This is a genomic window from Clostridium sp. LIBA-8553 (genome assembly GCF_057782465.1).
Map to the genome: position 1 here is coordinate 3,203,500 of NZ_CM173489.1, position 14,773 is coordinate 3,218,272.

General features: G+C 34.7%; 13 protein-coding genes, 1 tRNA gene, 1 pseudogene and 1 other annotated feature. All 15 genes and pseudogenes read right to left on the minus strand.

Features of this window, described 5'->3' with window-relative positions; translation table 11 throughout:
• Window positions 1-60: 60 nt before the first annotated feature.
• Complete coding sequence (gene rpsG, locus AC2JAQ_RS14535) at window positions 61-531, minus strand: 30S ribosomal protein S7 (RefSeq protein WP_322504988.1); 471 nt, start codon at window positions 529-531, stop codon at window positions 61-63.
• A gap of 159 nt (window positions 532-690) precedes the next feature.
• Window positions 691-1,071 (minus strand): 30S ribosomal protein S12, encoded by a 381-nt coding sequence (rpsL, locus tag AC2JAQ_RS14540; protein ID WP_003452165.1) that lies wholly within the window; start codon window positions 1,069-1,071, stop codon window positions 691-693.
• A gap of 57 nt (window positions 1,072-1,128) precedes the next feature.
• Window positions 1,129-1,368, minus strand: coding sequence for a ribosomal L7Ae/L30e/S12e/Gadd45 family protein (locus tag AC2JAQ_RS14545; protein ID WP_423239001.1), 240 nt, complete (start codon window positions 1,366-1,368; stop codon window positions 1,129-1,131).
• Window positions 1,369-1,480: 112 nt separating this feature from the next.
• Window positions 1,481-5,017 (minus strand): DNA-directed RNA polymerase subunit beta', encoded by a 3,537-nt coding sequence (gene rpoC / locus AC2JAQ_RS14550; protein WP_488457033.1) that lies wholly within the window; start codon window positions 5,015-5,017, stop codon window positions 1,481-1,483.
• 79 nt (window positions 5,018-5,096) lie between these two features.
• Window positions 5,097-8,797: pseudogene (gene rpoB / locus AC2JAQ_RS14555) on the minus strand (DNA-directed RNA polymerase subunit beta).
• 304 nt (window positions 8,798-9,101) lie between these two features.
• Window positions 9,102-9,467, minus strand: a complete 366-nt coding sequence (rplL, locus tag AC2JAQ_RS14560; RefSeq protein ID WP_003452170.1) for a 50S ribosomal protein L7/L12 — start codon at window positions 9,465-9,467, stop codon at window positions 9,102-9,104.
• Between the two features lie 57 nt (window positions 9,468-9,524).
• Complete coding sequence (rplJ, locus tag AC2JAQ_RS14565) at window positions 9,525-10,025, minus strand: 50S ribosomal protein L10 (protein ID WP_488457034.1); 501 nt, start codon at window positions 10,023-10,025, stop codon at window positions 9,525-9,527.
• 34 nt (window positions 10,026-10,059) lie between these two features.
• Window positions 10,060-10,186, minus strand: a sequence feature (ribosomal protein L10 leader region).
• 56 nt (window positions 10,187-10,242) lie between these two features.
• Window positions 10,243-10,932, minus strand: coding sequence for a 50S ribosomal protein L1 (gene rplA / locus AC2JAQ_RS14570; protein ID WP_003452172.1), 690 nt, complete (start codon window positions 10,930-10,932; stop codon window positions 10,243-10,245).
• Window positions 10,933-10,989: 57 nt separating this feature from the next.
• A complete protein-coding gene (gene rplK, locus AC2JAQ_RS14575; protein ID WP_423238997.1) occupies window positions 10,990-11,415 on the minus strand; it encodes a 50S ribosomal protein L11 in 426 nt (141 codons plus the stop codon).
• Window positions 11,416-11,489: 74 nt separating this feature from the next.
• Entirely contained in the window at window positions 11,490-12,011 is a 522-nt protein-coding gene (nusG, locus tag AC2JAQ_RS14580) for a transcription termination/antitermination protein NusG (RefSeq protein ID WP_423238996.1), read from the minus strand.
• A 38-nt stretch (window positions 12,012-12,049) separates the two neighbouring features.
• Complete coding sequence (secE, locus tag AC2JAQ_RS14585) at window positions 12,050-12,274, minus strand: preprotein translocase subunit SecE (RefSeq protein ID WP_423238995.1); 225 nt, start codon at window positions 12,272-12,274, stop codon at window positions 12,050-12,052.
• A gap of 51 nt (window positions 12,275-12,325) precedes the next feature.
• Entirely contained in the window at window positions 12,326-12,475 is a 150-nt protein-coding gene (gene rpmG, locus AC2JAQ_RS14590; protein ID WP_003482374.1) for a 50S ribosomal protein L33, read from the minus strand.
• A 182-nt stretch (window positions 12,476-12,657) separates the two neighbouring features.
• A complete protein-coding gene (gene tuf / locus AC2JAQ_RS14595; RefSeq protein WP_003452162.1) occupies window positions 12,658-13,851 on the minus strand; it encodes an elongation factor Tu in 1,194 nt (397 codons plus the stop codon).
• Window positions 13,852-13,917: 66 nt separating this feature from the next.
• Window positions 13,918-13,993: transfer RNA gene (locus AC2JAQ_RS14600), tRNA-Thr, on the minus strand.
• Window positions 13,994-14,075: 82 nt separating this feature from the next.
• Window positions 14,076-14,723, minus strand: coding sequence for an RNA polymerase sporulation sigma factor SigH (gene sigH / locus AC2JAQ_RS14605; protein WP_423238994.1), 648 nt, complete (start codon window positions 14,721-14,723; stop codon window positions 14,076-14,078).
• Window positions 14,724-14,773 lie beyond the last annotated feature (50 nt).

Here is a 14,773-nt window from a genome sequence, read left to right on the forward strand (position 1 = left end):
TATAGTGTTTTTAAATTCAACAAAACTGTTTTGGCTCTTAGCCAAAACAGTTCCATTTTATTAATATCTGTAATGAGCAAATGCTTTATTAGCTTCAGCCATTTTATGAGTATCTTCTCTCTTCTTAACAGCTGCTCCAGTATTGTTAGCTGCATCCATTAATTCTCCAGCTAATCTTTCTCTCATGTACTTCTCGCCTCTTTTTCTTGAAGCAACAAGAAGCCATCTTAATCCTAAAGTCTGTCTTCTTTCAGGTCTTACTTCTATTGGAACTTGGTAGTTAGCACCACCTATTCTTCTAGCTTTAACCTCTAATAAAGGCATTATGTTATTCATTGCTTCCTCAAAAACTTCCATAGCATCTCTGCCAGTTTTCTCACTGATTATTTGGAAAGCATCGTAGCATATCTTTTGTGCTACTCCTTTTTTACCATCTTCCATTACGTTATTTATTAACTTAGTAACAACTTTTGAATTGTACACTGGATCTGGTAATACATCTCTTTTTGCAATATGTCCTTTTCTTGGCACTTTTCTTCCCTCCTTAACAATTTTTGTTTAAGTTCATCGGTACTCGACACAACTTAATCGATTGTCGTAAAGTGCTTGCTTCATAATCTATATTTAAACTTCGAACAGTTATATATCTAAACTTGAAGACACAGCACTTAAACTAAGTTTAAGCAACAATTATTTCTTTTGCTTTGGTTTCTTAGCACCGTACTTTGATCTTCCTTGCATTCTGTTAGCTACTCCAGCTGAGTCTAAAGCTCCTCTTACTATGTGGTATCTAACACCAGGAAGGTCTTTAACTCTTCCACCTCTTATAAGAACAACACTATGCTCTTGTAAGTTGTGGCCTACACCAGGAATGTAAGCTGTTACTTCGTATCCATTAGTTAATCTTACCCTAGCAATTTTTCTTAACGCTGAGTTAGGTTTCTTAGGAGTAGTTGTTTTAACTACAGTACAAACTCCTCTTTTTTGTGGACACTCTTTAAGAGCTGGTGCAGTTGATTTTGATGCTACTGTTTTTCTGCCTTTTCTTACTAATTGGCTTATAGTTGGCATACTTTCACCTCCTGATAAATTATTTAACTATCTATATAAATTTTAGATGTTAACACGTTAATTTAAGATTAATGTTGCAGCTGATTTCACATCTATACCGCACATTTCTCCTAAAATTTTCATGCTTTCAACATGTTTTACTTCAATTCCACATTTTTTTGCTAATTCCACTAATGGAGCAACCATTTTATCGTTAGCATTCTTTGCAACATACAAAATTTTTCCTTCACCGTTTTTTATAGCTTTTGTGGATTGTTTTATGCCAATAACTTTTTTTCCTAAAAGTCTGTCTACCATAAGATTACCTCCATTGTAAATAACCATGTAGACAAGTTAATCCCTTAGTACTTTGCTAATCACACAAACTGTATTTTATCATCTAAGAATAATACTGTCAACAAAATTAATCTTATTCTTCAATCTCAATTATTGTTTCAGCTTCTTGATTATTACTTTCAGTGTTTAATTTTAATGATCTGTATTTCATCATACCTGTACCTGCTGGAATTAACTTACCAATTATAACATTTTCTTTTAATCCAACAAGAGGATCAATCTTTCCTTTAATTGCTGCATCAGTAAGAACTCTTGTTGTTTCTTGGAATGATGCTGCTGATAAGAAACTATCTGTAGCAAGAGCTGCTTTAGTAATACCAAGAAGAACTATATCTCCTTGAGCTTTTTCTCCTCCAAAACTTTCAACTCTTTCATTTTCAGCTCTGAAATCGAATATGTCAATCATTACACCTGGTAATAGATTAGTATCACCTTGCTCAGTTATCTTAATCTTTCTAGTCATTTGTCTAACAACAACTTCTAAGTGCTTATCGTTGATATCAACCCCTTGAAGTCTGTAAACTTTTTGAACTTCTGAAAGTAAGTATTCTCTTGCGCCATCAACACCTTTAATGCTCATGATATCATGTGGGTTAACTGAACCTTCTGTTATTTCATCTCCAGCTCCTATAGCTAAACCATCTTTAACTTTTAATCTTGATCCAAATGGTATATCGTAGCTATACTCTTCTCCTGAATCAGTAACAACATAAACTGTTCTCTTCTTCTTAGTTTCTTCTATTCTTACAGTACCTGCAACTTCACTTACGATTGCTAATCCTTTTGGTTTTCTTGCTTCGAATAACTCTTCAACCCTTGGAAGACCTTGAGTTATATCCGCTCCGGCAACTCCACCTGTATGGAATGTTCTCATTGTAAGCTGTGTTCCTGGTTCTCCGATTGATTGAGCAGCTACGATACCAACAGCTTCACCAATATTAATTTTATATGATGTTGCCATGTTCATACCATAACACTTAGTACATACTCCAACCTTAGAATCACATGTAAATACTGATCTTATCTTAACTTTTTGAATTCCAGTATCAGCTATTTTTTCTGCTAAAATTGGATCCATATAAGTATCTTTTGCAGCTAAAAGCTCTCCAGTTTCTGGATGGAAAACATCTTCAGCAGTATATCTTCCTGTTAATCTTTCAGCTAATTGTTCAACTACTTCTGAACCTTCTTTTATTTCTTCAACGTAAATACCATTTTGAGTTCCACAATCGTGCTCTCTTACTATAACATCTTGGCTTACGTCAACAAGTCTTCTTGTTAAGTAACCTGAGTCAGCAGTCTTAAGTGCTGTATCGGCGTTACCCTTTCTAGCTCCGTGAGTAGATATGAAGTATTCTAATACATCAAGACCTTCTCTGAATGATGCTCTGATTGGTAACTCGATAATTTTACCTGATGGACTCGCCATAAGTCCTCTCATACCAGCTAACTGTTTAATCTGTGACTTAGATCCTCTGGCTCCTGAATCTGCCATCATGAATATTGGGTTAAATTTATCCAAACTATTCATTAATGTATCTGCAACTTCTTCAGTAGTCTCAGTCCATTTTTCTATAACTCTTTCATATCTTTCATCTTCAGATATAAGACCTCTTCTATACATTTTTTCGATCTTATCTACAGTTTCATCCGCTTCTTTTAATAATTCATATTTCTTTTGAGGAACTATCATATCTGAAGCAGCTACTGTAACAGCTCCGATTGATGAATAGTGATATCCTGTAGCTTTTATGTTATCAAGCATTATTGAAGTCTTAGTTGGACCATGCTTTAAGTAACATTTATCTATTATTTTTCCTAATGACTTTTTAGTTATTAAGAAATTTATTTCTAAATTAAACATTTCTTCAGGATTTTCTCTATTAACGAAACCTAAATCTTGAGGTATACATTCATTGAAAATTATAAATCCTGGAGTTGTTTTGATTATTCCTGACTTAATCTCTCCGTTTATTTCCTTAGAAATTTTAACATTGATTTTAGCATGAACATCAACTTCTTTTAATTGGTAAGCCATTATTACTTCATCAAATGATGAGAAGTATTTTCCTTCACCTTTAGCTCCATCTTTATCCATTGTTAAGTAATATGAACCTAGAACCATATCCTGAGTAGGTACACAAACTGGTCTACCATCAGAAGGTTTCATTATATTACCTGCAGCAAGCATTAAGAATCTAGCCTCAGCTTGTGCTTCAACTGATAAAGGTACGTGAACAGCCATTTGGTCTCCATCGAAGTCAGCATTATATGCTGTACAAACAAGTGGATGAAGTTTTATAGCTCTACCTTCAACTAATACTGGTTGGAATGCTTGAATACCTAATCTATGTAGAGTAGGTGCTCTGTTTAGTAATACTGGATGGTCTGCAATAACTTCTTCAAGTACATCCCATACTTGTGGCATTACTCTTTCAACCATTCTCTTAGCACTCTTTATGTTATGAGCAACTCCGTCTTCAACTAATTTTTTCATAACAAAAGGCTTGAATAGCTCTAAAGCCATTTCCTTTGGAAGACCACATTGATACATTTTTAATTCAGGTCCAACAACGATAACTGATCTTCCTGAATAGTCAACCCTCTTACCAAGAAGGTTTTGTCTGAATCTTCCTTGCTTACCTTTAAGCATATCTGATAATGATTTAAGAGGTCTGTTTCCAGGACCAGTTACTGGTCTTCCTCTTCTACCGTTATCTATTAAAGCATCTACAGCCTCTTGAAGCATTCTCTTTTCATTTCTAACTATTATGTCAGGAGCGCCAAGATCTAATAACTTCTTAAGTCTGTTATTTCTATTTATAACTCTTCTGTATAAATCATTTAAATCTGAAGTAGCAAATCTACCTCCGTCTAATTGAACCATTGGTCTTAAATCAGGTGGTATAACTGGTATTACATCAACTACCATCCACTCAGGTTTATTTCCTGATGATTTGAATGATTCTACAACTTCTAATCTTCTTATTATTCTAACTTTTTTCTGACCTGTGCTTTGCTTTAACTCTTCCTTAAGTTCAGCAGCAGTTCTTTCTAAGTCTATTTCTGATAATAAAGTTTTAACAGCTTCTGCACCCATTCCAGCTACAAAGCTTTCTTCTCCATATTTGTCACACGCTTCTCTATATTCTTTCTCATTAAGAAGTTGTTTCTTTAATAATGAAGTTTCTTTTGGGTCGATAACTATATATGATGCAAAATATAGAACTTTCTCTAAAGCTCTTGGTGACATATCAAGAATTAATCCCATTCTTGAAGGTATTCCTTTGAAATACCATATATGAGATACAGGCGCAGCTAATTCAATGTGAGCCATTCTCTCTCTTCTAACTTTAGATTTAGTTACTTCAACACCACATCTGTCACATACAATACCTTTATATCTAACTCTTTTGTATTTTCCACAGTGACATTCCCAGTCTTTTATAGGTCCGAATATTCTTTCACAGAATAATCCGTCTCTCTCAGGTTTTAATGTTCTATAATTAATAGTTTCAGGTTTCTTTACTTCTCCTCTAGACCACTCTCTAATTTGTTCTGGAGATGCTAACCCGATTTGTAAAGCATCAAAATTATTTAATTCGAACAAGGGTGTGTCCTCCCTTCATAGTTTAATGTGAATTTTTAAATATCCCCTTACTCGTATGAGTAAGGGAACACTTTATATCCTAGTTAAAATCATCTTCTATGTCTAAATCACTTGTGAAGTCTAATAGGTCTATGTTTTCGTAGTCTATTTCTTCTTCAATTTCTTCTGCTGGGATGTATGCTTCCCCTTTTTCTTCCTTAGTTTCCTCTGTTGAATCTTCAGTACCCTCCATGTTAACTTCTAACACTTCGATATCCTCATCTTCTTCAGCTAATTCTTTGAATTTAACTTCTTGATTATTGTCATTTAAAACTTTAACATCTAAGCATAAAGCTTGAAGTTCTTTAATAAGAACCTTAAATGATTCTGGCACTCCTGGTTCAGGAATATTTTCCCCTTTAACAATAGCTTCGTAAGTTTTAACTCTACCTACAACGTCATCTGACTTAACAGTAAGTATTTCTTGAAGAGTATGAGCTGCACCGTATGCTTCTAATGCCCAAACCTCCATCTCTCCGAATCTTTGTCCTCCGAATTGTGCCTTACCACCAAGTGGTTGTTGAGTTACTAATGAGTAAGGTCCTGTTGATCTAGCATGGATCTTATCATCAACTAAGTGAGCAAGTTTTAAGATGTACATGATACCAACAGTTACTGTGTTATCGAACTCTTCACCAGTTCTACCATCTCTTAAAACTGTTTTTCCATTTCTGTTGTAGCCAGCTTTTTCTAAGCAGTCTTCTATATCACTTTCTGTTGCACCATCGAAAACAGGTGTTGCAATGTGCCATCCTAAAGCACTTGCAGCCCATCCTAAGTGAACCTCTAGTACCTGACCAATGTTCATACGTGATGGAACCCCTAGTGGGTTTAAGCATATTTGAAGTGGTCTACCATCTGGTAAGAATGGCATATCTTCTTCTGGTAATACTCTTGAGATAACCCCTTTATTACCATGACGACCAGCCATCTTATCTCCAACAGATATCTTTCTCTTTTGAGCGATGTAACATCTTACAAGTTCATTAACTCCTGGTGATAAATCATCTCCATTTTCTCTTGTAAATACTTTTACATCAACTATTATACCGGCTTCCCCGTGTGGAACTCTTAAAGAAGTATCTCTTACTTCTCTAGCTTTCTCACCAAAGATAGCTCTTAATAATCTTTCCTCAGCAGTAAGCTCAGTTTCTCCTTTTGGTGTTACCTTACCAACAAGAATATCTCCTGATCTTACCTCAGCACCGATTCTGATTATACCTCTTTCATCTATATCTTTTAAAGCATCTTCACTTACGTTTGGAATATCTCTAGTTATTTCTTCTGGTCCTAACTTAGTGTCTCTAGCTTCACATTCATACTCTTCTATATGGATTGATGTAAATACGTCTTCTCTAACTAACTCTTCTGAGATAAGCATAGCATCCTCGTAGTTATATCCTTCCCAAGTAATGAATCCCATTCTTATGTTTTTACCTAAAGCTATTTCTCCTAAATCAGTTGAAGGTCCGTCTGCTAATACTTCACCTTTAAGTACCCAATCACCTTTAGCTACTATTGGTCTTTGGTTTATACAAGTACCTTGGTTACTTCTCTTGAACTTAAGAAGTCTATAAGTATCAACACCACCATCTAATTCTCTCTTAACTCTTACTTCATTAGCACTTACATAAACTACTTCTCCAGCATTTTTAGCCTTAGGAAGAACTCCTGAGTCTACAGCTGCTTTGTACTCTATTCCAGTACCAACTATTGGAGCATATGGTTTTAATAATGGAACTGCCTGACGTTGCATGTTTGATCCCATTAGGGCTCTTGATGCGTCATCGTTCTCTAAGAAAGGTATCATTGCTGTTGCAACAGATACTAATTGTCTTGGAGAAACGTCCATTAAATCAACATCTTTGCTTGGAACTACTAATACTTCACCTTTATCTCTAACAGTTACTTTTTTATCTATAAAGCATCCATTCTCATCTAATGGTTCATTCGCCTGAGCTACTAGGTATTGGTCTTCCTCATCAGCTGTGAAATATCTTATTTCACCTGTTACTCTTCCTTGTTCTTTATCAACAACTCTATAAGGAGTTTCAATAAATCCATACTCATTAACTTTAGCATATGTAGCTAATGAGTTGATAAGACCTATGTTTGGTCCCTCTGGAGTCTCGATAGGACACATTCTACCATAATGAGAGTGGTGAACGTCTCTAACCTCGAAACCAGCTCTTTCTCTTGAAAGACCTCCTGGTCCAAGAGCTGATAATCTTCTCTTATGAGTTAACTCAGATAATGGATTTGTTTGATCCATGAACTGTGATAACTGAGAACTTCCAAAGAATTCTTTTATAGCTGCTGCTACAGGTCTTATGTTGATTAATTGTTGTGGTGTTATAGCTTCTTGGTCTTGAATAGTCATTCTCTCCTTAACTACTCTTTCCATTCTTGATAACCAATTCTAAATTGGTTTTGTAAAAGCTCTCCAACACTTCTTAATCTTCTGTTTCCTAAGTGATCTATATCATCAATATATCCAATGTTATAAGCTAATCCGATTTGGTAACTTATTGTAGCGAATATATCATCTTTGATTATGTGCTTAGGAATAAGTCTTGTCATATTCTTTTTGATTTCTTCTTTTATAGTTTCTTCATCAGAATAGTTATCTAAGATTTCTCTTAATGTTGGATAGTGAACTAATTCTCTGATATTTAAATCTGATATATCAAAGTCCACACACTTATGTATATCTACAAAGTGATTACCTATAACTCTAATTACTCTGTCTTCAACTAAAACATCTACTGAATTTATTCCTCTATTTTGAATTTCTTCAGCTTTAGTTCTTGATATTTTTTCACCTTTTGAAACTAAAACTTCACCAGTTAATCTATCTACTATGTCTTCTGCTGCTATTTGGTTAGCTATTCTTAAACCAATTGCAAGTTTTTTATTAAACTTGTATCTACCAACTCTTGATAAGTCGTATCTCTTAGCGTCGAAGAATAAAGAATCTATTAAACTAACGGCACTATCAACTGTAGGTGGTTCACCTGGTCTTAATCTCTTATAGATTTCTAATAATGCTTCTTCCTTAGTCTTAGTATTATCTTTTTCTATTGTAGCTTTGAATCTTTCTTCTTCACCAAAGTACTCTAAAAGTTCTTGGTCACTTCCAAAGCCCATAGCTCTTCCTAATATACTTATAGGAAGTTTTCTTGTTTTATCTATTCTTACATAGATAACATCATTTGAATCTGTTTCATACTCTAACCATGCACCTCTGTTAGGTATAACTGTTGCTGAAAACAGCTTTTTACCAGTTTTATCTACATTATAATTGTAGTAAACACCTGGAGATCTTACTAACTGAGAAACAATAACTCTTTCGGCACCATTAATTATAAAAGTTCCTTGCTCTGTCATTAATGGGAAATCTCCCATAAATACCTCTTGTTCTTTTATTTCTCCAGTTTCTTTGTTTTGAAGTCTTACAGCTACTTTTAGCGGTGCAGCATAAGTAGTGTCTCTTTCTTTACACTCTTCAACTGAATACTTTATGTTATCCATATCTAGAGTGTAACCTACAAACTCAAGTACAAGATTTCCAGTAAAGTTTGAGATAGGATTAATATCATCAAAAACTTCATAAAGTCCTGCATCTAAAAACCATTTGTAAGAATCTAATTGAATTTCAATTAGGTTTGGCATTTCAGCCACGTCTTTGACTTTTGCAAAGCTCATTCTCGTTCTTTTTCCAACTTGGACAGGATGTACCATCAACTTTCACCCCTTGTATAAACTAAAATAGCCAAAAGCATACTTTCCCTAAGGACCTATGCTTTCGGATTACATACAATATCATCTTTTTAGTATACCCATTTTTTCCTGTAGTATACATAAAATTCATATTCAACTTTATACTATTACACAATAGTACATTTACTTATGGTATCATAGGCAATACCCGTTGTCAATATTCTTAAAAAATTTACTTTAAATTATTTTTAGTTCTCAATCTCTTGAGTTAAAAAAAAGAGGCACTACTCAGTACCTCTTTTAATATTTTAAAATAAAGCTTTAATTACTTAAGCTCTACTTCAGCTCCAACTTCAGCTAATTTAGCTTTCATGTCTTCTGCTTCTTCTTTAGCTACAGCTTCTTTTAATGTCTTAGGAGCTCCATCAACTATTTCTTTAGCTTCTTTTAATCCTAATCCAGTTAATTCTCTAACTGCTTTGATTACTTTTATTTTGTTTGCACCAGCATTAGTTAATACTACGTCAAACTCTGATTTTTCTTCTGCAGCAGCACCTGCAGCAGCTCCGCCTACAACAGCAACTGGAGCAGCAGCGCTTACTCCGAATTCTTCTTCACAAGCTTTAACTAACTCGTTTAATTCTAAAACACTCATTTCTTTTATAGCTTCTATGATTTGCTCTTTTGTCATGATTCGCACCTCCGAATTTTCTTTCCTGTTTTTTTAAATTTCTTTTATTTTTATAAATTATTCAGCAGATTCTTCTTTCTTGTCTGCAATTGCACTTAATAAGTATGCAAAGTTTGATAATGGTGACTTGATACTTCCAAGAAGTTTTGCAAGTAAAACTTCTCTTGAAGGTATAGCAGCAAGTTGTTCAGTTTCTTCTTTGTTGTAAACTGTTCCTTCTACTATAGCAGCTTTTAACTCAAGCTTTTTGTTTTCCTTAGCGAAATCGTTAAGGATTCTAGCTGGAGCAGTAGCATCTTCGTAACCGAAAGCTATTGAAACTGGACCTTCTAAGTATTCAACTATTCCATCAAAACCTAATTCTTTTGCAGCTAGAGTAACTAGTGTGTTCTTGTAAACTTTGTACTCAATTCCTGCTTCTCTTAAGTTCTTTCTTAAGTTTGTATCTTGTTCTACTGTTAAACCTTGGTAGCTAGCAAGTACAACTGATTGAGCTTTTTCTAATTTCTCTTTAATCTCTGCAACCTTAGCTTCTTTTAATTGTCTGTTTTTGTTCACTGTGTCCACCTCCTCACAGTTTAGTTAACTGCTTTATATAATAAGAAAAGTCTTCCCGTAGACATAGGAAGACTATTATATACACTATAATTGCCCTCGGTAGGTTGTTCTACGTTATGCCGATCAGCACCTACTGTCTACGGAAACTTTCATTCACTTTTTTCAACAAAAATTATTCTAACATGAGCTTAAACTTATGTCAAGCACTTTATTAAAATTAATCTAAAACTTTAGCTGGGTTAACTTTAGCTCCAGGTCCCATAGTAGCTGAAACTGAAACTGATTTTAAGTATTGTCCTTTAGCAGCAGCTGGTTTAGCTTTTACTAAAGCATCCATTAAAGCTTTGAAGTTTTCAACTAACTTCTCAGTTCCGAAAGATTTCTTTCCTATTGGGCAGTGAACTATAGCAGTCTTATCTACTCTATACTCAACTTTACCTGCTTTGATTTCTTTTATAGCGTTAGCTACATCAAATGTAACTGTTCCTGATTTTGGGTTTGGCATTAAACCTTTAGGTCCTAATACTCTACCTAATCTACCAACTACACCCATCATATCTGGAGTAGCAACTACTACATCGTAATCGAACCAGTTTTCACCTTGTATTTTTTGCACTAATTCGTCAGCTCCAACGAAATCTGCTCCTGCAGCTTCTGCTTCTTTAGCTTTCTCACCTTTAGCGAAAACTAAAACTTTAACATCTTTACCAGTTCCGTGTGGAAGAACAACAGCTCCTCTAACTTGTTGGTCAGCATGTCTTGGGTCTACACCTAATCTTACGTGTAATTCGATAGTTTCATCGAATTTAGCTTTTGCAGTTTTAACAGCAAGCTCTAAAGCTTCTGCTGGAGTATATAATGCATTCTTATCTATTAATTTTGAACTTTCAATATATTTCTTTCCCATTAATATAATCCTCCTTCGTGGTATTAGCGGTTTTTACCTCCCACCGATTTGAATAAATTATTCTACTACTGTAACACCCATACTTCTAGCAGTACCTTCGATCATGCTCATTGCAGTTTCGATTGTTGCAGCATTTAAGTCTGGCATTTTTAATTCAGCAATTTTTCTTACTTGCTCTTTAGTGATGCTTCCAACCTTAGTTCTGTTTGGAACACCTGATCCACTCTCTAATCCTAATTCTTTCTTTATAAGAACTGCAGCTGGTGGAGTTTTTAATATAAAGCTGAATGATCTGTCTTGATATACAGTTATTACAACTGGTATTATTAAGCCAGCTTTATCAGCAGTTTTTGCGTTAAATTCTTTACAGAATCCCATTATGTTTACACCGTGTTGACCTAAAGCTGGTCCTACTGGTGGTGCTGGTGTTGCTTTTCCTGCAGGAAGTTGAAGTTTTATCATTCCTGTTACTTTCTTAGCCATGAGTTTATTCCTCCTATACTGTGGTAATTATCGGACTTCCGCCCTCCCACTTGATCGAGACGTTAGTCTGATTTTTAATCTAATTTTTCTACCTGATTAAAATCTAGTTCAGCTAGAGTTTCTCTACCGAACATATCTACTAAGGCTTTAATTTTGCCTTTTTCAACATTTATTTCTTGGATTATAGCAGCAAAACCACTTAAAGCTCCTGAAATAATGTTTATAGTTTCTCCTACCTCCAAGTCAATATCTATAGCAGTTTTCATTACTCCCATAGAATCTACCTCTTCATCGGTAAGTGGTACAGGTTTTGACCCTGGACCTACAAATCCAGTTACTCCTCTTGTATTTCTTACGACATACCAAGATTCATCTGTCATAACCATGTTTACTATAACATATCCTGGGAATTTTTTCTTTAAAGTAACTTTTATCTTACCATCTTTTTCTTCTGCACTCTCTTCCATTGGAACTTGAATGTCTAAGATTAAAGATTCTAAGTTTCTGTTCTCTATAGTTTTCTCAAGATTTGCTTTAACTTTATTTTCGTATCCTGAATATGTGTGTACTACGTACCATCTAGCTCTATCACTCATATCATACCGGTGAATAAAATCACCAAACCTCCCTTATATTATTTAAGTCCAAACACTAACTCAAAGAGGTTCTTAAATACAAAATCCATTGCTCCTATTAAAACAATAGATATTACAGTAAATGCTATTACTGCAATAATGGCCTTTTTAGCTTCTTCTTTTGGTGGCCAAGTTATTCTTTTGATTTCTGCCTTAACCCCTCTAAAGAACTTTGTTATTCCAAAGCCTCTGCTTTTTTCATTTACATTTTGCTTTGCAGCCATAAATTCACATCCTTAACACCATAATGCATTAGAATTTTTTCATTCAAAACACTACTTAGTTTCTCTGTGAAGAGTATGAGTCTTACAGAACTTGCAGTATTTTTTCATCTCTATTCTATTAGGATCGTTTTTCTTGTTTTTCATAGTGTTGTAGTTTCTTTGCTTGCACTCAGTACATGCTAAAGTTACTTTTACTCTCACGTTCAGCACCTCCAGTTTTGTTGTATATTAAAAGTAGTTCTATCTACCAATACACTGCTAGTTAATTACTAAAATACATTATCATAAATATACACAGGTGTCAACAAACGTTGGCTATGTAAAGGACTAGGTTATTTAACCCAGTCCTTATTATGATAAACTATATGTTATTTTGCTTAAAACTACTCGATTATTGAAGTAACAACTCCTGAACCTACAGTTCTTCCACCTTCTCTGATAGCGAATCTTAATCCTTCGTCCATAGCGATCTCAGTGATTAATTCAACTTCCATGTCGATGTGGTCTCCAGGCATAACCATTTCCATTCCTTCTGGTAATTTAATTGATCCTGTAACGTCTGTTGTTCTGAAGTAGAATTGTGGTCTGTATCCATCGAAGAATGGAGTGTGTCTTCCACCTTCTTCTTTTTTAAGTACGTATACTTGACCTACGAATTTTTTGTGTGGGTTGATTGTTCCAACTTGAGCTAAAACTTGACCTCTTTCGATGTCTGTTCTTTGGATACCTCTTAATAATGCTCCGATGTTATCTCCAGCTTGTGCTTCATCTAATAACTTTCTGAACATTTCGATTCCTGTTACAACTGTTTTTCTTCTTTCTTCAGTTAATCCGATTACTTCTACTTCGTCTCCTACATGTAGAACTCCTCTTTCAACTCTTCCTGTTGCAACTGTTCCTCTACCAGTGATTGTGAATACGTCCTCTACTGGCATTAAGAATGGCTTATCTGTTGCTCTTTCTGGTGTTGGGATGTAGCTATCTACAGCATCCATTAACTCTCTGATACAAGCTGTTGCAGCTTCGTCAGTTGGGTTTTCTAATGCTACTAAAGCTGATCCTTTGATTACTGGAATGTCGTCTCCTGGGAAGTTGTACTCGCTTAATAACTCTCTAACTTCCATTTCAACTAATTCTAATAATTCTTCGTCGTCAACCATATCTGCTTTGTTTAAGAATACTACGATGTGGTCAACTCCAACTCTTGATGATAATAAGATGTGCTCTCTTGTTTGAGGCATTGGACCATCAGCTGCTGAACAAACTAAGATAGCTCCGTCCATTTGAGCTGCTCCAGTGATCATGTTTTTAACGTAGTCAGCATGTCCTGGACAGTCAACGTGAGCGTAGTGTCTGTTAGCTGTTTCGTACTCAACGTGAGCTGTGTTGATTGTGATTCCTCTTTCTTTTTCTTCTGGAGCTTTATCTATCTCATCATATTTGAATGCTTCTGCTCCACCAGCTTGTGCTAAAACTGTTGTTATAGCTGCTGTTAAAGTTGTTTTACCGTGGTCTACGTGACCGATTGTTCCAATGTTAACGTGTGGTTTGCTTCTTTCAAATTTTGCTTTTGACATTGCAAATTCCTCCTTTAAAATTCAAATAAACTCTACCTAGCGTGTTGTATTTTCCTTATTTTGGGTTGGAGCTCACGATCGGGATTGAACCGACGACCTCCGCCTTACCAAGGCGACGCTCTGCCGACTGAGCTACGTGAGCACCTTACATTCATTTAATTTACCTATGCCATAAAAATTTTACTACTAATAAAATTCTTTGTCAATACTTTTAAAAAATTGCATTATTTAATATTCAAACATTTTTCAAGCTTTCTTTTTACTCGTTGTAATGCATTATCTATAGATTTAGCTTCTCTATCTAAATCGCAGGCAATTTCCTGATATGATTTACCATCTAAATAAGAATTCAATACTTCTAATTCTAGCTCAGAAAGCACACTATTTATTGCGCTTTCTATTTTTTCAACCTCTTCTTTACCTATGATTAATGACTCAGGATCTGTAATTGTTATTCCAACTACGGTATCTAAAAGAGTTCTATCAGACTCCTCTTCATAAATAGGTTTACTTAGAGATATATAAGTATTAAGTGGGATGTGTTTTTGCCTTGTTGCTGTTTTAATTGCAGTTATTATCTGCCTAGTAACACATAATTCTGCAAAACTTTTAAATGAGGCAAATTTCTCTGGGTTAAAGTCTCTTATAGCTTTATATAATCCAATCATTCCCTCTTGATATATATCCTCTTTATCTGCTCCTATAAGAAAATATGATTTAGATTTAGCTCGTACAAACTGCTCATACTTACTTATTATATATTCTTGAGCCCTATTTTCACCATTTTTAGCTAGTATAACAATTTCTTTATCTGTTAGATCTTTAAACTCTTCGCAATTATCGATTTTAGCTAAATCATAAGTAATCCCCATATTCTCTGCACCCCCAGATAAAAACCTTATATCCAATAAATTACAAATAA